This window comes from Caballeronia sp. BR00000012568055 (assembly GCF_029439455.1).
Lineage (GTDB): Bacteria > Pseudomonadota > Gammaproteobacteria > Burkholderiales > Burkholderiaceae > Caballeronia.
This window is the reverse complement of the sequence record NZ_JAQFVG010000311.1, coordinates 89,460-109,880: the sequence shown is the minus strand read 5'-3', so window position 1 is coordinate 109,880 and position 20,421 is coordinate 89,460. Positions and strand designations below refer to the sequence as shown.

Genomic DNA, 20,421 nt, shown 5'->3' with positions numbered 1-20,421 from the left:
CGACACTTCATGCCACGTTTTCATGTTGACGGCCCGCTCTCCGTGGGTCACACCCTTCCCCTTCCCGACGACGTCGTGCGCCACGTTCACGTGCTGCGCCTGCAAACCGGCGACCTCATCACCCTGTTCGATGGCGCGGGCGGCGAGTATCGCGCGGAGCTGGTGGAAATCGCCAAACGCGCGGCGAGCGCGCGTATCGATTCTCACGATCCGCGTGAGGCTGAGCCGCCGTATCGCGTGATGCTGGCGCAAGGTGTCGCGGGCGGCGACAAGATGGATTGGCTGATCGAAAAAACCGTGGAACTCGGTGTCAGCGCCATCGCGCCGATCACGGCGGAACGCGGCGTCGTGCGGCTGGCGGGCGAGCGGGCGCTCAAGCGTCAGGCTCATTGGCAGGCGCTGGTGCGCGCGGCGTGCGAGCAATGCGGGCGCAATCGCGTACCGGACGTCGCGCCGCCGCGCGATCTCGACGATTGGCTCGATGACTTGCCGGAGGCATCGACAGGAGACTTGCGCTTGTTGCTGTCGCCACGCGCTGAATTAAGTTTCGCTACGCTCCCCGCCGATCCGCCGTCAGGCACCGTGACCTTGCTGATCGGCCCGGAAGCGGGGTTCTCGCCATCAGAAGAAGAGGCGATCGTCGCGGCGGGATTCTCGACGCTCGGACTCGGCCCGCGCGTGTTGCGCACGGAAACGGCGGGGATTGCGGTGCTGGCGGCGCTGGCCGCGCGGTGGGGCGGCTGGTAAGCGAATCGAAGCCGGGATCGAGCGCGCAGAAACGAAAACAGCCTGACGGGCAAAGCCTGTCAGGCTGAATCTCTTCGGAAAGCGCGGGAAATCAGACGAACGAGTAAAACACCCGAAACGCGACCTTGCGCTCCGCCCAGAATTCGGCGGCGTCGCGGAACACATCGAGCAGCACTTCGCGCCCTTCTTTATCGAATTTCTGCGCGATCGGCATTTGCTCCAGCACGATCACGAAACCCGGTTGCGATCCGGCTTTATGCACGAGATCGGTCAACGAGTCGTACAGCGCGTCGTAATTCTTGCCGAAGTGCTTGGGAAACAAAAACGACAGCGCGATGGTTTCGAGCACTTCCTGCTTGCTCTGCGCCTGACCGAGATACGCGTAGAGGAAATGCTGGCCCAGCTTGTTCGCCTCGTCCGCCAGATCCTGCACACGAAACGCGCGAATGGACTGAACGATGTTCGGCCTCACGGTCGCGAACAGCGCTTCCGGCTCCTCGTCGGGGTGCGCCGGATGCGCCGCATGGGCTTCGGCTTCCGCTTGCGCCGGGCTGGTCTCGTCCTCGGGTCTAATGTCGTGTTCTGTCATGCGTAGCCGAAGTACTCGCTGGAACAGGTTGCCATCGCCGGTGGCGAGAAAATCACTCGCGACGCCGTGGTCGTGCGCGTAGATGTTGTCGCTCATGCCGTTAATCCCGTAGTTATCCCGCAATGCGTTTGAAACTGGCGTAGTGGTCGTCCGAGTAGTAACAATCGCCGATCTGCTGCCTCGGTCCGCCGCATACGATCCGACGCGCGCCGCGATCCCTCGAACGAGGCGTCGGAACCGTGTATTCGTGGTAGTAGCCGCGCGGATGCCGCGGAAGCAGGCGTTCCCGATTGCCGAACACGACGCCATCCTTTTCGTAAGGGAAAGGGCCACCCGCTTCGATCAGCCGCAAAGTCGCGACCGCCTGTCTTGGCATATCCGCGACCCGGACGACGACCATGCCGTCCGGCTGCCGCGCGTCGATTTCGACCGGCGCCTGTTGCCTCGTTTGCTGCGCCTGTTTCTGCTCGACCGCCTGCGCCGGCTGATCCGGCATTTGACTCGCGGATGCGACCGGTTCCTGATTGCCGCGCGGCTCGTCCTTGCCGCATGCCCCCAGAACGATGCTCGCGCCCAGGATGCAGCACAGAAGCCGTACGCGTATCACGAAATACTGTCCTCGCGCTGAATCAGAAATCGACGACCATTAAAGGTGTAAGGGTATCGCTAATAACAGGGCGAAGCAATGCTAGGGGCAGAATCGGCAAATTTTACTCAATGTTTTGCGGGTACGCATTGTCGTCTGAAAGAAGATCATAAATTAGCCCAATTCTGAGTGATATTTAAACCAAACAAGATAACAATACAAAGCACCAGGACTCGAGACCTCTGGGCAAGTCGCCTCACTTGCCGTCAGTCTCACGGTAGGGCGCTCCGCCGACAGTCCTGTTTCCTTTGAGCGTGCCGTCGCGCGATGGCACGCTTCTTTTTTGCCCGGCGATTTTGTGAAGCACGCGTCGCGCAACGGAATTCGACCCTGTCTGATTGGCGTCGCTTAAATGCCCGTCTATGATCAGGCGTATCCCGCCTGCGCCAACAGCGCGTCGCATTGCGAGTACACATCGCAATTCGCGAGCCGCCGCCGTCGGCGAAAGCCTCAAAATCACACGAGCACATCGAATCCATGGCGATATCGATCGCGCGATCCAAACCACGCCATCCACCACCGCGATGAGCATCGCCATGCCCGCCGTATCGATCATCACGCCGACAGCCGGCCGTCACGTTTTCTTGCCCGCTATCGCGCGTTGCGTTATGAGCCAATCTGTCGAATGGGAATGGCTCGTTCACGACAACAGCCCCGAACCGAGCGCGTTCATGCAAGCACTTTGCGCCACGGACCCGCGCGTGCGTTATTTTCACAGCGCCGGCGAGCGGCAGTCGATCGGCTGGAAGCGCAATTTGCTGATCGGCGAAGCGCGCGCGCCGCTCATCGCGCATTTCGATGACGACGATTATTACGCGCCGCATTACCTTGCCGACATGATCCGCATCATGCGCGAAAACGACGCCGATCTGATCAAGCTGTCGGAGTTCTATCTTTACGCGCCCGGCTCGGCATTTTTCGGCTACATGGATCTGAACGCGAAAACCGGCTTGCATTTCGCGCTGGCCGGCAGCACCGTCGAATCAATCGAGTTTCACGACAAGATGAAAATCGGCGCGGACTTCGTGTTGTTCTACGGCTTTTCCTACATTTACAAGAAACCCGCCAACGCCTCATTCCTGTTCGACGACATCAGCTTGTGCGAAGACGAATCGTTCATCAGGAAGCTCGTTTCGAGCGGCGCGAAAGTGATCGCCATCGACGATCGCACGGCTTCGTGTCTGCACCTGGTCCATCCGCGCTCGACATCGCGCTGCTTCGCTCGCTACACCATGCCGCCGTTTCTCCTGCCGCGACTCTTTCCCGGCTACGGTGGCTTTCCGGGCCTGTGATCACCTTACTGTCGATCAAGCCGCGCGCATCGAAACAAAAGATCGATCGATGCACACACTGCTAAAACACAGCGTTTCAATAAAGCAGAAGGTCTGCATTTGCTGCGCGGCGACAGCCACCAGGTGACAGTCGCGGCGCTCACTGACTGCTACGCCGCCGTGCCTTGGATCAGAACACTTCGCTATCCTAGCCAAGCCGTTTGCACGCTCTTACAATCCGATTTTGAGTTGGCCACGCCGGCACGCGATGACGGACGTCCGTGCAGATGCGCTCAAACGTGAAAGATCGGGCCATCACACTATCGGGTGCCGCACGTCGTTTGCTTATCTACGCGCCGGCTTCGCATGCGCCAAACGCCGACGAACCACATAACGCTTTCCCGCGATGTCACCCACCACGCCTACTCCGTCCAGCTTACTAGCCGATGCGCTGGAATTCTTTCTCGATGAAGCGATGGCCGCACATGCGCGCGGCCATCAGGTCGAGCACGATCTTTGGTTGAAAGCAGCCTCACGCGTCGTTCCGGCGGAAGCCGCCCTCGACACATTCGTCACCGATATACGCCAGCATGGCTCCGCCATCGATGCCAAACGAATCGCTGTGGGCGTCGCGCGACTTTATCCAGATTCGGCTGTAGCGCACTTTCACGCCGGCCTTGCATCCCAGTTGCGCAACGACTTGGAACCGGCGATCGCCGCGTATCGAAGGGCGCTGACCATCGATCCCGACATATACAGCCTGCGCAACAATCTCGCGGCGGCGTTGCTCGAGATCGATTCGCGATCGGATGAGGCGCTCGAACTATTGAACGCAGCTTGCGCCACCCATCCCGGCGACGCCAATGCGTGGGTGAATCTCGGTCGCGCTCGAATGGCGCGCTTCGATCTGCGAGGCGCACTCGCAGCAAGGGACCATGCCCTCAAGATAAGTCCGCACGATCCGGTCGTTCTCACAAATCACGCGCAGTTTCTGCTTGAACAACAAGACTGGGACAACGCTCAGGCGTATCGCGCGGAAGCGTTTCGCCTCTCGCCTGGCACGCCTTCCTACGCATTCAATCTCTCCACGATTCATCTGTTGCGGGGGAACTTCGCTGAGGGCTGGCCTCTGCACGAAACGCGCTGGGCTGGGTCTGGCGAGCTTGCCGGCAAGCGTCCCGTGCTGCCCGGTCCTCTATGGCAAGGTGAGCCGCTCGCCGGCAAAACGCTGCTGCTTTGGGGCGAGCAAGGCATGGGCGACTTGTTGCAGTTCTGCCGCTATGTGCCGATGCTGGCGGACTACGTGCATAAAGAAGGCGGGCGGCTCGCGTGGAACTCGTTCCCGCAAATGGGCGACTTGCTCGGCCGGACGCTGGCGCGCTACGTCGATGATTTTTCGCTTGGAGGCGGCGTCGAACATTTACCCGCGTTCGACTACGAGATTCCCTTGCTATCGCTGCCCTTGGTCTTCGGTACACGCGAAGAAACGATTCCGCGCAACGTACCGTATCTCGAACCAGACACCACCGCGTGCGCGGCGTGGCGCGCGCGCCTGAGCGGAGAGCGCCGTCTCAAGGTCGGGCTTACGTGGACCGGAAGCCGCACACACAAGCGCAATCCGTTTCGACGCGTGGGACTCGAGCGCTACGTCGAATCTTTTCGCGACATACAGAATGTCGCGTTTTACTCGCTGCAACCGGACGCGGGAAATGAAGTCGCGGCGGCCAGAAGCGCGGGCTTCGACATTGCCGATTACACCGCCGAGTGGCGTACCTTCGACGACACCGCGGCATTCGTCGGCGCGCTCGATCTGGTGATTACCGTGTGCACGTCCGTCGCTCACTTGTGCGGTGCCATCGGGCAGCGCACATGGGTGCTGCTCGACGCGAACCCGCATTGGGTATGGATGCTCGATCGCACCGATAGCCCCTGGTATCCGACTGCTACGCTGTACCGGCAGCGCCAATTCATGCAGTGGGAACCGGTGCTCGACAAGGTCAAGAATGATTTGATCGCGCTGGCCGCGTCGCGCGCCTAGCGCTGCGACTTCCCCCAAGCCTTCCCATGCCATTCATGGCGAACCAAAAAAAATGACCCGACCGGCAAAAACCAGTCGGGTCATTCTTTGACTGAGGCGATTGAGCCGGAGAAGGCGTCAGTAAAGACGCCACCGCCAACATCCACGATCAGTCAGAGGACGCTCAACGTCCCGTCGCGCGAATCTCCACACCATCCGTCGTGATTTCGACTCGGCGGTTCTGGAACCGTCCGTCTGCCGTCGCATTGGATGCAACCGGCATCGACGACGCAAAACCACGCACGTCATACGTCTTGGCGGTCAGGCCATGCGACATCAGATAGTTCTGCGTTGCGCGCGCACGATCCGTAGACAGGCGTTGGTTCAGCGAGGCCGAACCGGTCGAGTCGGTATGTCCGGAGATCGTCAGGCGCTCGAGCTTGTAGCCACGATTCGCTTCGATGAACTCGTCGAGCTTCGTTTGCGCAGCCGGGCTCAGGTTGGCACTGCCGGTTGCGAAATTCGCGTCGCCCTGAAGGGTCAGTGCGCGCAACGGTTGAGGCGCTGCCTGGACAGGAGCAACTACCGGAGCGGGCGCGACCTGCGCAACAGGCGGATTGCCGCACTGGAAGGTGATCTCATGCGGATCGTTCTTGCCTGCGGTATCCGATTTCGCGTGGTCCACAGAACCGATCAAGCGAACGTTTTTGTCCTTGCAAATCTCCTTTGCGCGGTTCATACAGGTGTTGCTATTTTCGAGAAGGCCCAGGCACTGAACGCGCCACGCCTGTTCGCCGTTGGTCAGCGTGACGACGTCGGTGTTGTGCGTAGGGCCCGAGTAGCTCGTGCACGCCGACATTACCAATGTCACGACGCTGGCCAGAAGGATACGAATATACATAATGCTCTCTGCTAGAGAAAAGTTGTGAACTGCTTGCGAGCGGACGACTTCCGCCGTCCGCTCGCAGCGGATTACCACTGATAGGACGCGCCCGCACCAACCGTAGTGCCCGACGAGCTATAGCCCGCGCCGATCTTCATCTTCAAGTTCTGCGTGATGCGTGCCGAAGCACCCAGCGCCGCAGCTTGATAGCCCTTGTAGTTGGCGGTACCTACGCCGACAGCGATCGTCTTGCCTTGATCGACGTCCGGGATCATCGTCAATGCCGTTGCCGCTGCCACGCCCGAGTAGGCACTGCGTGCGACGCCGGAGATTTGATCGCCCAACGCGTTGATCCTGTTGTCGGTGTACGTATTGGCCTGGCTGATACCTGCGTTCAACTGATTCAGGTTGACAGCGTCCGTTCCCTGCGTACCTTCAGCGACATTGGTGATCTGACGTTCGTTACCCGCCGAACCCACCGACACGGTGTTCGTCCGATCCGCAACCGAGTTGGCACCCAAGGCCACGGAGTTGTCCGCCGTTGCCGAGGAGCCGGCGCCGATCGCCGTCGATTGTGCGCCGGTCGCCATCGAGTTCGCACCTGCTGCTGTTGCGTGCGTGCCCGTTGCCACAGCGCCTTCCGTGCTGCGATTGCCGTCGGCTGCCAGGAACGGATTGCTTGCATCGATTGCAATGTTCGTGACCGCGCCGATCGCATCCTGCAGCTGAGCGTAGTTCACCGCGTCGCCGGCGGACGTGCCGTCTGCAAGGTTGGTGATCTTCGTGCCGCCCGTGTGCGTCGTCGAGTTGTACGTGTCACCCTTCATCGTGATGCTGTTGTAGTTCGTCGAACCGTCAGCATTCTTGTCGTACTGAACGGTGTTCTCCGCCAGCGTGTTGATGTTGTTGGTGATCTCCGTAACCTTGCCCGAAACGGTTTCCACTGCCTGGTTGGTCGCGTACAGCTGCGAACCGTTGACCGCGTCGGTCGAATCCGCGCTGATACGGCCGGCGGCGACATTGGTGATCGTACGCTCATGGCCTACGGAACCAATGCTCAACGTACCGATCGGCGAGGAGCCTGCAAACGCGTAGTTCTGGCCTGCAATGTTGACGCTGGCCGTGCCCACTGCCTGCGTGCTGATCGAGTTCGAACCCAGCGCGATGTCATTCGCGTTGGCCGCAACAGCACCCATACCGATCGCAACCGAATCAGCACCCAGCGCTTGCGAGTCGCCACAGCGCCTTGACCGATCGCAACCGAGTTTGCACCCGTTGCCAACGAATCCGTACCCGTGCTGTTCGCGTGGAAGTACTTGGTGCCCGTGTTGTAGATGTTGTTGACCGAGTTCGACACGTTGTTGATGCTGCCCGCAACGTTCGACAACTGCGAGTAGTTCACTGCGTCGCTGGCGTTCGTGCCGTTGGCGAGGTTCGTGATCGTCGTGCCGTTCGCGCCTGCCAGCGTGACGGTGTTGTAGTTGGTCGTGTTGTCGTACTTGACTGCGCCCGCGCTCGACGAATTGATTGCAATATTGATTGCGGTGTTCGATGCATACAACTGCGAACCGTTGATCGCGTCCGTGCTGGCTGCGCTGATGCGGCCTGCTGCAACGTTGGTGATGGTGCGCTCGGAACCCACTGTACCAACCGACACCGTACTTGTCGGATTGGTGCCTGCGAACGTGTACGTCTTGCCGCCGATCGTCACGCCCGTGGTTTTCACCGTCGCCGCCGTTGTCGAGAGACTGCCCAGCGCCACATCAGAAGCGTTGAAAGCCTTCGCGGCGTTACCCAACGCGGTCGATTGAACGCCGTTGGCAGCTGACCAAGTACCCAAGGACACAGCCCCTTGGGCCGATCCCTGAGCCTGGCCGCCGAGCGCGATGGCTCCAACGGCGGATGCGGTGGCTCCCGTGCCAAGCGCCACCGTTGAATCGGCTGACGCTAGCGACTCTTCCCCGATAGCGGTAGCGTTTGTGCCTCGTGCAACGGCGGCGGATCCAATGGCCATGGTTCCATAGCCGTTATTGGCTACAGCTGAAGTGCCAATTGCAATATTGGCGTACGCGGCGCTGCCATTTGCTGCTGACGATGACCCGTCTCTGGTCGAGGATGCGGAGCTGCCGTTACCGATTGCAGTGTCATTCGTGTTGACCGCGGTCCCGCCAACCGTATATGCGTGCGCCTGACTGGCCAATCCCATGGCGGCCATTGCAACCATGACGGCCTTGGCCGACTTGCTCGTGCTCTTGCCCTTGCCTCGTGCAGTTTCCGAAACAGCCGCCCAGGTATTCGTGGACTCATTCCATACAACGCGATAACTCTTGTTCATTCAACAACCTCTGTGACAATTAATCAAAATTCTCTGCGTTTGCTAAAGAGTGAAACGCATAAGACTGACGCTTGCGAGACAAGAACTGCTCCCGCGCTGACTGTTTCTTGGTCTGCGCGCTGGCCACAACAGGCTGCACCGATCGCACAAGACACATTCAAACCACAACGTAATAATGGGCAACAACTTAAGACGCTGATATAGACTTTGTCCTAAATTGTGCTAACGCAAATAATCCGGAAACCAAACAGTCCGTTTCGTTTTTTAGAGTCCGGACAATGAAAGAAGAGCGTTGTATCGAAAATAAGCACAATCCTATAAACGGATTATTTTTATTTACGAGATATTCCCGAAAATGCGCGAACGATCGCAAACGCAGCGTCTACGCAGGCGTGGCGCTCCGGTAAAAAATTAAAGAGAAAATTCCGCACGGCGAAACCGGAATGAATGGTGTGTCACCGCGTGACAAAACGTTGCCCCTCAGACAGGTTCTGTTTGAGCGCCGCACCACTCAACCCAAACACGGCGCAATGCGGCTTCCATGCCACGCGCGAAACGCGCGCCATCCATGAGTGGCGAGCGCACCATGCGCTCACGCAGCCCCTGGCGAATCTCCGTCAAGCGCGGCAAGTCGCGGGCGAGCTCCACCGCCGTGCGCACGAATTCGCTTTCCGATTCGGCGGCCAGTTCCTGCATGCCGAGATTCGACAGCAGCGAGTAACCAGCCCGGCTCGCCGGCGTCTTGCCGATGACCGTGACGACCGGTACGCCCATCCACAGCGCGTCCAGGCTCGTGGTGTGGCCGTTGTACGGGAAGGTGTCGAGCAGCATGTCGATCTCGTTATAAGTACGCAGGTACGCGTCGCGTGACTGGTAGTCGAGAAACGTAATGCGTTCCGGATCAACGCCGAGCGCCGCGAATTTGCGACTCACGTCGTTGCGCGCGTCGCCGTGTGCGACCAGCAGCTTGAGGCGCGAACCTTCGACCTGGCGGAGCACTTGCGCCCAGAGCGAGAAAGTGTGGTCGGTCAGCTTGCACGGATTGTTCAGACAGCCGAACGTGATATGACCGAGCGTGGCCGCCGGCAGCTCGTTGACCTGCACGTCGGTCGTCCGCGAGTCGTAGCACCAGAAGGTGTCGGGCAGCCGAATGGAGGTTTCGGTATAGCGATCGTCCAGATGCCCGGTTTCTTCCGGGTCCAGCCACGGATCAGTCAGCCGGTAGTCAATGGCGGTGCTGCCGGTGGTGCCGGGATAGGCGAGCCACGAAATCTGAACCGGTGCAGGACGGCGTGCGAAAACCGGCAGGCGATTGGCAGACATGTGCATAGTCAAATCGACCAGCACGTCGATGCGGTCTTCCGTGATCTGCAGCGCGAGTTGATCGTCGTCAAGCTTATGGACGTTGCGCAATACGTCCACCATTTGCTCGATCTGCCCAGTCACCTGATCGGGTGATCCAACGGTGGAATAGCAATAGATCTCGAAGGCTTCGCGATCGTGATTGCGGAGCAAGGGCATCATGAACAGCGCCTGGCAATGCTCACGGAAATCCGGCGACACGTAGCCAATGCGCAAACGCCGTCCGGCCGTGCGCTCGTTCGCGTGATGGACGGTCTGCGCAGCAATAGGCGCTTCGAAATGCGCCGCGTAACGCCGGCACTCCTCCACCACGTCATAACCATCCTCGCTGACGAACGTCAGCGTGTAGCAAAGATTGGTATGACCAATCCGGCAATCAGGGTCCAGTTCGATTCCCCGTCGGTAACAATCCAGTGCCTCGCTGATGTCCCCCGAGCATTTCGCCAGCAAGGCGTTGCCGAGCGCGATGTGGCACGCCGCGAGATGCGGCCTCAGTTCCAGCGCCCGGCGCGACATGGCCTCGGCTTCGTCGATCCTGCGGATGTTTTTGTAGTGGAGCGAGAGGTTATAGACTGCGCCCCAGTAATTGGGGTCGATCTCGAGCGCGCGGCGCAGCGGTGCTTCCGCCTGCCCGAGACGGCCCGATTCCATGTAGACGTTGCCAAGATTCGTCAATGACGGCAGGAAATCCGGCTTGAGTTCGAGCACGTAATGCAAAATCCGCTCGGCCTCGTCGAAGCGCTTCATTTCCGCCAGCGCCGCGCCGAATGAATTGAGTGTTTCAACGTCGTTCGACTTCAGTTCGAGCGACTTCTCAAACACGCTGATGGACTCTTCCGTACGGTTTGTCTTGGTCAACAGCTTCGCCAGGCCTTCCACCGCACCGAGAAAATTTCCGTTGAGCGAAAGCGCCGAGCGTAGCGCCGCCTCTGCTTCCGGGTGGCGCTTCAGCTCCATCAGCAACAAACCCAGATTGCAGAACGCCTCCGCACTGTGCGGATTCAATTCCAGCGCGCGGCGGAAAGCCAGTTCCGCCTTGTCGCGCAGGCTTATGCCTCCAAGCGCGGCGCCAAGGCTGTTGTGTGCATCCGCCCATTGCGGGCGGAGTTCCACTGCGCGGCAGAGTTGTTCCACCGCTTCAGGAAATCTTTCAAGCTCCGACAACAGCTTGCCGAGCGCGAAGCGGAAATCGGCGTTGTTCGGATTCAATTCAATTGCCCGGCGATATTCCGCCTCCGCGCCCGCAACGTCGTGCTGCTCTTTCAAGACGGCGGCAAGGCCACTTTGGGCAATCGCGAAATGAGGCGCGGCCGATAGCGCGCGACGGTAAAAAACCTCGGCTTCGGCAAAACGCTGTTGCGCTTTCAGTGCGAGACCCAGATCCGTGTCGGCCTCGAAACTCGGTGCAGTGGAGAGTGAAACCCGAATCAGCGCTTCGGCGGCGATCGGGTGGCCTTCGAGCATGCGAATGACGCCCAACAGATGATTCGCTCCTGCATGCGCGGCATCTCTATTAATGATGTCCTGGCACAATTCGCCCGCGCGCGCCCGTTCGCCGCGCCGGAAGACATTCATTGCGGAATCGAAGTCTTTTTGAAGCGGCCTTTCGATCTCGTCAGCAATAAGCATGTTTCTGTATCTCTCCGTTGCAATTCCTGGGGACAGCGCATGCATTACTTGCTGCTCGCTGCCCGATGCAGTCAAAAGCAGCCAAAAACACCAGCCGCGCATCCAATCTCGAAATATTAAAAAAGACGGCTGTAAGGGAACATCAGACTAGGGCGAATTCTTGAGAATCCGAAAGATCGGACGCAATAAAAAAACGGCATGACTCTTGATGAGAAGCCACGCCGCGAAATAGCAAGCCGATGCCGTGGCGAAGGCGGTTCGAACCAGCCTTCGGACACCTTAAATAATAGAAAGGTTATTTAGTCACGAATGACGACACAATGCGCCACTGACCGTTTTTCCGCGCGAAATTATCGACAAAAGACAGTTTGATGCGCGAGCCGTTTGGAAACGTCACCGTGTTGGTGCCGGATACCGAAGCCCGATCACCGTCCACCTTGACGGACATTCCTTCGAGTTGCTGCGTCGGACTGGCTGCCGGGAAGTTAAGCATGTCTTTTTTGAATTGCTTGCCGTCAGGCGTGTCCGCTACATAGGAATCATCGATCAAGGCATCGACCGCAGCGAAGTCACGCGTCTTGCTTGCGTCGATCCACACTTGTTCGAGATGAAGCAGGGTGGCTTCGTCTGTCGGTTGGGCCATGACGGGCTGGTGAAGCGTGGCGAGCGCCACCACTAAACCGAGCAGATAAGCGCGAAGTTTCATTTCCATTCTCCAAAGGTACAGGTTTGCTTTGGCGCGATTCCGGCAACGGTTCAATCGATTCGAATGCTCTGAAAGCCGAACAGGCGATACGCCGGCCGGAAGCGCCGCACTCACGAATAGTGAGCGCTTAGGGCGGCGAGGAATATAAGAGAACGGTGAATACGCGAGAACGCGGCGCAAACAAAATGTTTCGAATTTTGAAACGGCGGCTGCGCCCGGAAAGCGCACGCGCGGAGATTGCCGATGCGCGTTGCATCGGCAAATGGTCGGGATCAAAAACAAAAGGCCCGATCGGATGGATCGGGCCTTGTATCGACGTTACGACTCGCGCGCCTGGCGCGTGCCTTTATCGCGCTGCGGATGCATCCGCCACCAGCAACGCCGTCATATTGACGATACGCCGCACCGTAGCCGATGCCGTCAGCACATGCACCGGCTTCGCTGCGCCCAGCAGAATCGGCCCGATCGCGATGTTGTTGCCCGCTGCGGTTTTGAGCAGGTTGTAAGAGATATTCGCCGCATCGATGTTCGGCAGGATCAGCAGGTTGGCATCGCCTTCGAGCGTGGATTCGGGCAGCACTTCCTTACGCAGACGCGCATCCAGCGCCACGTCGCCGTGCATTTCGCCATCGACGTGAAGCTCAGGCGCGCGTTCCTTCAGGATCGCCAGCACGTCGCGCATCTTCTGCGCGGTCGGCGCGTTGCTCGTGCCGAAGTTCGAATGCGACAGCAGCGCGATCTTCGGCTCGATACCGAAGCGGCGCACTTCTTCCGCCGCCATGATGGTAATTTCCGCGAGCTGCTCGGGCGTCGGATCGACGTTGACGTGCGTATCGACCAGGAAAATCTGGCGGCCCGGCAGTACCAGCGCGTTCATCGCTGCATACACCTTCGCGCCTTCCTTCTTGCCGATCACCTGATCGATAAAGTGCAAATGCCGATGCGTCGTGCTCACCGTGCCGCAGATCATGCCGTCGGCTTCGCCCTTTTCCACCAGCATCGCGCCGATCAGCGTGGTGCGGCGGCGCATTTCCAGCTTGGCCATCTGCTCGCTGAGGCCCTTGCGCGCCATCATCTTCGCGTACGTCTTCCAGAAATCGCGATAACGCTCGTCGTGGTCGGTATCGACGACGGTGAAATCCGTGCCGGGGTTCAGACGCAGGCCGAATTTCTGAATACGTTGCGCGATGACCGCCGGACGGCCGATCAGAATCGGCTTGGCGATTTTTTCATCGACGGCAATCTGCACCGCGCGCAGCACGCGCTCTTCTTCGCCTTCCGCAAACACGATGCGCTTCTTGTCCGCCTCCACGCCGCGCGCGAGTTGGAAGATCGGCTTCATCGTCGTGCCGCTGTGATAGACGAACTGCTGCAAGTGCTGCGTGTACGCATCCATATCTTCGATCGGACGCGTCGCCACGCCGCAATCCATCGCGGCCTTGGCCACGGCGGGCGCGATCTTGACGATCAGACGCGGATCGAACGGCTTCGGAATCAGATATTCCGGACCGAACGACAAATCCTGAATGCCGTACGCCGTCGCGACGATATCGCTTTGTTCCTGACGCGCGAGTTCGGCAATCGCGTTCACCGCCGCGATTTCCATTTCCTTCGTGATGACCGTCGCGCCGACATCCAGCGCGCCGCGGAAGATGAACGGGAAGCAGAGAACGTTGTTGACCTGATTCGGATAATCCGTGCGGCCCGTGGACAGCACCGCGTCCGGACGCACTTCGAGCGCGAGTTCCGGCAGAATCTCCGGCGTCGGATTGGCGAGCGCGAGAATCAGCGGCTTCGCGGCCATCTGCTTGACCATGTCCTGCTTGAGCACGCCGCCAGCCGACAAACCGAGGAACACGTCCGCGCCTTCCATCACTTCGGCGAGCGTGCGCGCGCTGGTTTCGCGGGCGAACAGTTCCTTGTCCGGGTCCATCAGTTCGGTACGGCCCTTGTAGACCACGCCGGCCAGATCGGTCACGAAAATGTTCTCGCGCTTCATGCCGAGATCGACGAGCAAGTTCAGGCAGGCCAGCGCCGCCGCGCCCGCGCCGGACGCCACCAGCTTCACTTCGCCGATGCTCTTGCCGACCACCTTCAGACCATTGGTGACGGCCGCCGCCACGACGATGGCCGTGCCGTGCTGGTCATCATGGAAAACGGGAATCTTCATGCGCTTGCGCGCTTCCCGTTCGACGATGAAACAATCCGGCGCTTTAATGTCTTCCAGATTGATGCCGCCGAAAGTCGGCTCCAGCGCTGCGATCACGTCGACGAGCTTGTGCGGGTCGGTTTCGTTCAGCTCGATATCGAACACGTCGATGCCCGCGAACTTCTTGAACAGCACGGCCTTGCCTTCCATCACCGGCTTCGACGCGAGCGGCCCGATATTGCCCAGGCCCAACACCGCCGTGCCGTTCGACACGACGCCCACCAGATTGCTGCGCGCGGTGAAACGCGCCGCGTTCAGCGGATCTTCGACGATCGCTTCACACGCGAAGGCCACGCCCGGCGAGTAAGCGAGGGCAAGGTCGCGCTGGTTGATCATCTGCTTGGTCGGAGCAATCGCGATTTTTCCCGGCGTGGGAAATTCGTGATAGTCGAGCGCTGCTTCGCGCAGCTTGGTGTTCGCGTCGGCGGGAGTGGTCATAAGGCGGGCAGAGAGAGCGGGATTTAGAATGGAACTTCGGACGCATTGTAGCGCCATTCAGTTGCGGTTTCGGACACTGCTCCACGCATTTAGGCTACAAGTGCCGTGACTGAAAAACGCCTGATCGCCCGATGGAACAAGGCTGACAGCGTGTCAGACTTCTTTTTTGGGATACAGGGCGGGCTTTTCCGGGCCGCAGCTTTCCATCTTGCAGCGCAACAATCCTTATCAACACCCACGATGCTTTCCGAGTTTTCACTTATCGACCGATTCTTCGCCCGCCGCGCCGCCGCGCCCTCGCCTCGCCACACGGACGAAGCCGCGATGCCGCTCGGTATCGGCGATGATTGCGCGCTGATTGCGCCGCCTGCCGGGCATCAGCTCGCCATATCGACGGACATGCTGGTGGAAGGCCGCCACTTTTTCCCCGATGTCGATCCGTACGCGCTCGGTCACAAATCGCTCGCGGTGAATTTGTCGGATTTGGCCGCGATGGGCGCGAAGCCGCACGCGTTCACGCTGGCGATCGCCCTGCCGCGCGCTGACGAAGCGTGGCTCGAAGCGTTCAGCAACGGTCTCTTCGATCTCGCGCAGCGCCACGATTGCGCGCTCGTCGGTGGCGATACGACGGGCGGACCGCTGAACATTTGCATCACCGTGTTCGGCGATGTGCCTCAGGGCGAAGCCCTGCGACGCGATGCCGCACGCGATGGCGACGACATCTACGTATCCGGCACACTCGGCGATGCCCGCGCGGGGCTCGGCGCGATTCGCGGCGAGTGGCAAGCGCCCGACGAAGCGAGCGCATCGAACTGGAAACGCGCGTTGGAACGCCCGGAACCGCGCGTCGCGCTTGGTCAGGCGCTGCGCGGCGTCGCGCACGCGGCGCTCGATATCTCCGATGGATTAGCAGGCGATCTCATGCACATCCTGCGCCGCTCGAACGTCACCGCCATCGTCGATGCAGACGCCGTGCCGTGTTCCGCATCGCTGTGCACGCTGCCGGAAGCTGCGCGCCGCCAATGCACGCTCGCCGGTGGCGACGATTACGAACTCTGCTTCACCGCGCCCGTTTCCGCACGCGACACGCTCGCGGAGATTGCCGCGCGCGTGGGCGTGCCGGTTACGCGCATCGGTACAATCAAAGGGACAGACGCGCCGTCCATCGCCTGGCGCGATAAAAACGGCGCGCCGCTTTCCCTGACGTTGCAAGGCTTCGATCACTTTCATGCAGACTGACCCCGCTCTCACGGGCAATTCCCCTCCACCGGGCCGCAAGCCGCGCCGCGCGACCGCGCGCTTCATGCTCGACCATCCGCTGCATATCGTTTCGCTGGGATTCGGCAGTGGGCTGTCGCCTGTCGTGCCGGGAACCATCGGTACGTTATTCGGCTGGCTGTCGTTCGTCGTGCTGAATCCGCATTTGACGGTGGCGGAATGGGGCGCGCTGATCGCGGTCGGTTTCATCGCCGGAATCTGGATCACGGATTACACCGCGAAGAAAATGGGCGTGGACGATCCATCGGCGATCGTGTGGGATGAAATCGTGGCGTTCTGGCTGGTGCTGCTATTGGTCACGCCCGCCACGTTCACCGGGCAACTGTGGGCGTTCATCGTGTTCCGTTTCTTCGATATGGTGAAACCGCCGCCCATCCGCTATTTCGACCGCCGTTTGAAAGGCGGCTTCGGCATCATGTTCGATGATCTCGTCGCGGCATTTTTCTCGCTGCTCGTGATCGCGCTGTGGCGCATGACCATCTGACCATCGACTATCCATCGAGAAAAACCATGCCGACCGATACCGTCGTCCATCAACTTGCGATCAAAGTGGGCAACAAGCTGCACGCCGACCGGCTGATGCTCGCCACCGCCGAATCGTGCACGGGCGGCATGGTCGCGGCCGCGATCACCGATATTTCCGGCAGCAGCGCGTGGTTCGAACGCGGCTTCGTCACGTATTCGAATCTGGCGAAGACCGAGATGATCGGCGTGCCCGCCGCGATGATCGAGCAGCACGGCGCGGTCAGCGAACCCGTCGCAAAAGCGATGGCCGAAGGCGCGCTGCGCAACAGCCGCGCGCAAGTGTCGGTGTCGATTACGGGTGTCGCGGGACCGGCGGGCGGCAGTGAAGCGAAGCCGGTCGGAACCGTGTGCTTCGCGTGGAGCAATCGGTTGAGCACGTCCGTCGAAACGACGCACTTCAAAGGCGACCGTGAGCAGGTCCGCACGCAGGCGGCGGCGCACGCGTTGAGGAAGTTGCTGGAGTTTCTCGAACAGCGCGAGCGTTGGTCGAGAAGCGCCGACAAAGAATGAGTTCTGCATTGAAACCCATCAGCTTCACCCGTGAGCACATCGCTCAATGGGTCGGCGGCAAAACCTTCGAACGCGCGCTCGGCTATGTCGGCGCGGTATCGAATTTCAGGCTGTACGACTCCCTTCTGTACGCCGATGTGAACGGCACACAGCCCGAGCCGTATCGCGTTGAAATCTCTCTGGGCAGAACACCGGTATACGGTTCATGCAGCTGTCCGGTCGGCTATCAATGCAAGCATGTCGCCGCTGTGCTGCTGGCGTATCTGGATTATGAAGCGCGCGCGGCGCACAGCGGCGTGCGGCTGGAAATCGAGCAATGGCTGAGGCGGTTTCGCGCGAACGTGCAGCAGACGCATGCGCGAGACGCGAAGACTGCGAGCAGTGTGATCCATCGTCTGCTTTATGCGCTCACGGTCGTGCCTTCCGAGATGTCGCTTTTCGAATTGCATATCTTCAAGGTGCGACTCAACAAGGACGGCGCGATCGCTGCAATCGACCGCTACCAGCCGAATTTCAACGTGATGAACAACCCGGCGAAGTTCATCACGCGTGACGATGACGCGATCCTTCGCGGCCTGCGAAACATGCGCAGTCCGGTGGGCGGCGGTTTTCTTCTGGAGGGCAAAAAAGGCGCGTCGCTCTGGGCGATGTTGCTCGCCACCGGCCGCCTCTACTACGCGCCCGAACCACGTTCGCCGCATTTCGATCATCCCTTGCACGAAGCCGCGAACCGTCCTGGCGCGATCGAATGGGCGATCGTCGGCGACGACATGGTCTTTCCGGTACTGGAAACGGAGCCGCCATCGCACGCCATTCTGCCGACCGAACCCCTGTGGTATGTCGATATGTTCACCAACGAAACCGGGCGCATCGACGCGCCCGTTCCCGACGAACTCATCTCAAGCTATCTGGAAATGCCGCCGCTCTCACCCAATGAAGCCGCCGTTGTGCGCGCCTCGCTCGCTGAATTCGCACCTTCACTGCCCGCGCCGCCAATCGATAACGCCGACGTGCAGATTATCGACGCGACGCCCAAGCCGGTGCTCGTACTCGATACCCTCGAACTCGGTGCGCCGCGCCGCCTGAATGCGCGCGCCGTCGAACTGGATGTCGCCCGCCTCGTCTTCGATTACGACGGCGTGCTGGTCGTGGCGACGAGCGCCGACGCGCCGGTACAAACGCCTGAAGGCATGCTGCACGTCAAACGCCGCGCGGACTTTGAACTAACGTGCATCGAAGAACTGGAGCGGGCGGGACTGGACACGTTCGCAAGATCGGCCGCCGAACGCACGAATCCCGAATTCCGGGGCGCGTTCTTCAGTTCCGACCCGGAAATATGGCCGGACTTCCTCGAACACATGCTTCCCGAATTGGCGGCGCGCGGCTGGCGAATCGATATTGCCGGCAACTCGCGTTTCGATACCGTCGCCGTCGAAGCAATCGATGGCGTCGCGCGCGCGAACGATAAAGGCTGGTTCGATCTCGAACTCGGCTTCACCGTCGAGGCGCAATCGTTCCGGCTGGAGCCGCTGCTGACCCTGCTGTTCCAACGCGATCCGCGCTGGCTGAACGGCGGCATCGACACGATCGACGATGACGAATCGCTCGAATTTCGCGGCGAGAACGGCAAGCGCCTTGTGTTTCTCGCCAAACGCCTCAAGCCCGTGGTGCGCACGCTGATCGATCTGTTCGATGCGCGCAAAGCCGAGCCCTTGCAGCTTTCCGCGCTGGACGCCGCGCGGCTTACCGAACGCAGCGAACACAACGAAAGCCTGCGCTGGGAATTCCACGGCGATCAGCCGCTGATCGATCTGGCGCGGCGGCTGCGCGGCATCAGCGCGCCGACGCCGGTCGATGCGCCGAAGACGCTGCAAGCCACATTGCGCGACTATCAGCGCGACGGCCTGAACTGGATGCAGTTCCTGCGCGAACACGACCTCGCCGGCGTGCTCGCCGACGATATGGGTCTCGGCAAAACCGTGCAGACGCTCGCGCATATTCTGGTCGAAAAGGAAGCGGGACGGCTGGATCGTCCGGCGCTGATCGTCGTGCCCACGTCGCTCGTGCATAACTGGCAGGAAGAAGCGCAGCGTTTCGCGCCGGAACTTAAACTGCTCGATCTTCATGGTCCGTCGCGTCACGAACGCTTTGCGCTGATTGCGGAGCACGATCTCATCGTCACGACGTATCCGCTGCTGTGGCGCGATCACGAAACGCTCGCGCAGCACGACTATCACCTGCTGATTCTCGATGAAGCGCAATACGTGAAGAACGCGTCGTCGAAGGCGGCGGCGAGCATTCGGACGTTGCGCGCGCGGCATCGGCTATGTCTGACGGGCACGCCGCTGGAGAATCATCTCGGCGAACTCTGGTCGCAGTTCGACTTTCTGCTGCCGGGCTTTCTCGGCTCGCAAAAGGACTTCGCGAGCCGCTGGCGCAAGCCGATCGAAAAACTCGGCGATACCACGCGCCGCGATCTGCTCGCGCGCCGTATCCGCCCGTTCGTGCTGCGCCGCCGGAAGGACGATGTCGCGCGCGAATTGCCGCCGAAGACCACGGTGATCCGAAGCGTCGAACTCGAAGGCGCGCAGCGCGATCTGTACGAAAGCGTGCGCGCGTCGATGCAGCAGAAGGTGCGCGACGCCATCGCGGAACAAGGCTTCGCGCGCAGCCATATTGTGATGCTCGATGCGCTGTTGAAGCTGCGTCAGGTCTGCTGCGATCCATCGCTCGTGAAGCTGGCGGATAACCCGAGCGCTAAGCCGAACGCGCCTTCAGCCAAGCTGGAATTGCTGCTGAATATGCTGCCGGAACTGATCGACGAAGGCCGGCGCGTGCTGGTGTTTTCACAGTTCGCGGGCATGCTGGCGATCATCGCCGACGCGCTGGATACAGCCGGTCTGCCTTACGTGACCTTGACCGGCGACACGACGGATCGCAAAACGCCCGTCACGCAGTTTCAGGCCGGTGAAGTGCCGGTGTTTCTCATCAGCCTGAAGGCGGGCGGCGTCGGCCTGAATCTCACCGCCGCCGATACCGTCATTCACTACGATCCGTGGTGGAATCCCGCTGCGGAAAATCAGGCGACGGATCGGGCGCATCGGATCGGGCAGGACAAGCCGGTGTTCGTCTACAAGCTGATCGCGGCGGGAAGTATCGAAGAGAAGATTCTGGAGATGCAGGCGCGCAAGGCGGCGCTGGCAGCCGGGATCTTGTCGGAAGATGCCGGCGAGATCGCGAAGTTCTCGGAGGAAGACATCGACGCGTTGTTCGCGC

14 protein-coding genes and 3 pseudogenes are annotated in these 20,421 nt (G+C 60.4%); 7 read left to right on the top strand and 10 right to left on the bottom strand.

Annotation, left to right across the window (positions count from 1 at the left end; genetic code table 11):
- Positions 1–9 precede the first annotated feature (9 nt).
- Positions 10–747: a 16S rRNA (uracil(1498)-N(3))-methyltransferase gene (locus P7F28_RS22835; protein ID WP_277187038.1), complete on the top strand. Its 738-nt coding sequence runs from the start codon at positions 10–12 to the stop codon at positions 745–747.
- Between the two features lie 91 nt (positions 748–838).
- Here P7F28_RS22835 and P7F28_RS22830 read toward each other — a convergent pair.
- The 4 genes and pseudogenes from P7F28_RS22830 to P7F28_RS22820 form a co-directional block, all read right to left on the bottom strand.
- A pseudogene (locus tag P7F28_RS22830) lies at positions 839–1,246 on the bottom strand (barstar family protein); the annotation flags it as partial.
- A gap of 78 nt (positions 1,247–1,324) precedes the next feature.
- Positions 1,325–1,432: pseudogene (locus P7F28_RS33980) on the bottom strand (barnase inhibitor); the annotation flags it as partial.
- A 16-nt stretch (positions 1,433–1,448) separates the two neighbouring features.
- Positions 1,449–1,943: a ribonuclease gene (locus P7F28_RS22825; RefSeq protein WP_277187036.1), complete on the bottom strand. Its 495-nt coding sequence runs from the start codon at positions 1,941–1,943 to the stop codon at positions 1,449–1,451.
- Between the two features lie 235 nt (positions 1,944–2,178).
- Entirely contained in the window at positions 2,179–2,541 is a 363-nt protein-coding gene (locus P7F28_RS22820; RefSeq protein WP_277187035.1) for a hypothetical protein, read from the bottom strand.
- A 49-nt stretch (positions 2,542–2,590) separates the two neighbouring features.
- Between P7F28_RS22820 and P7F28_RS22815 the strand changes: the two genes are divergently transcribed.
- Entirely contained in the window at positions 2,591–3,274 is a 684-nt protein-coding gene (locus tag P7F28_RS22815) for a glycosyltransferase (RefSeq protein WP_277187034.1), read from the top strand.
- 385 nt (positions 3,275–3,659) lie between these two features.
- A complete protein-coding gene (locus P7F28_RS22810; protein WP_277187033.1) occupies positions 3,660–5,291 on the top strand; it encodes a tetratricopeptide repeat protein in 1,632 nt (543 codons plus the stop codon).
- 163 nt (positions 5,292–5,454) lie between these two features.
- Here P7F28_RS22810 and P7F28_RS22805 read toward each other — a convergent pair whose 3' ends face one another.
- From P7F28_RS22805 to P7F28_RS22780, 6 genes and pseudogenes are all read right to left on the bottom strand, one after another.
- Positions 5,455–6,249, bottom strand: coding sequence for an OmpA family protein (locus P7F28_RS22805; protein WP_277187032.1), 795 nt, complete (start codon positions 6,247–6,249; stop codon positions 5,455–5,457).
- Positions 6,243–7,283, bottom strand: coding sequence for a YadA-like family protein (locus tag P7F28_RS22800; protein WP_277187031.1), 1,041 nt, complete (start codon positions 7,281–7,283; stop codon positions 6,243–6,245). Before P7F28_RS22800 ends, P7F28_RS22805 begins: the two co-directional genes overlap by 7 nt.
- Positions 7,284–7,417: 134 nt before the next feature.
- Positions 7,418–8,488: pseudogene (locus P7F28_RS22795) on the bottom strand (ESPR-type extended signal peptide-containing protein); the annotation flags it as partial.
- 480 nt (positions 8,489–8,968) lie between these two features.
- Positions 8,969–11,479 carry a tetratricopeptide repeat protein gene (locus tag P7F28_RS22790; RefSeq protein ID WP_277187029.1) on the bottom strand — a complete coding sequence of 837 codons (2,511 nt, stop codon included), beginning with the start codon at positions 11,477–11,479 and terminating at the stop codon, positions 8,969–8,971.
- Between the two features lie 295 nt (positions 11,480–11,774).
- Positions 11,775–12,413, bottom strand: a complete 639-nt coding sequence (locus P7F28_RS33895; RefSeq protein ID WP_277187028.1) for a nuclear transport factor 2 family protein — start codon at positions 12,411–12,413, stop codon at positions 11,775–11,777.
- Positions 12,414–12,531: 118 nt separating this feature from the next.
- Positions 12,532–14,832 carry an NADP-dependent malic enzyme gene (locus tag P7F28_RS22780; protein ID WP_277187027.1) on the bottom strand — a complete coding sequence of 767 codons (2,301 nt, stop codon included), beginning with the start codon at positions 14,830–14,832 and terminating at the stop codon, positions 12,532–12,534.
- Positions 14,833–15,072: 240 nt separating this feature from the next.
- Here P7F28_RS22780 and thiL point away from each other — a divergent pair, with 240 nt between their 5' ends.
- The 4 genes from thiL to P7F28_RS22760 form a co-directional block, all read left to right on the top strand.
- The gene (thiL, locus tag P7F28_RS22775; RefSeq protein ID WP_277187026.1) at positions 15,073–16,071 is read left to right on the top strand and encodes a thiamine-phosphate kinase; all 999 of its coding nucleotides are present in this window, start codon (positions 15,073–15,075) and stop codon (positions 16,069–16,071) included.
- Entirely contained in the window at positions 16,061–16,594 is a 534-nt protein-coding gene (locus P7F28_RS22770) for a phosphatidylglycerophosphatase A (RefSeq protein ID WP_277187025.1), read from the top strand. The genes thiL and P7F28_RS22770 overlap by 11 nt, the downstream gene beginning before the upstream one ends.
- 26 nt (positions 16,595–16,620) lie before the next feature.
- Positions 16,621–17,145 (top strand): CinA family protein, encoded by a 525-nt coding sequence (locus tag P7F28_RS22765; RefSeq protein ID WP_277187024.1) that lies wholly within the window; start codon positions 16,621–16,623, stop codon positions 17,143–17,145.
- An 8-nt stretch (positions 17,146–17,153) separates the two neighbouring features.
- On the top strand, positions 17,154–20,421 hold a 3,268-nt coding region (locus tag P7F28_RS22760; RefSeq protein WP_277187023.1), incomplete at its 3' end, for a DEAD/DEAH box helicase.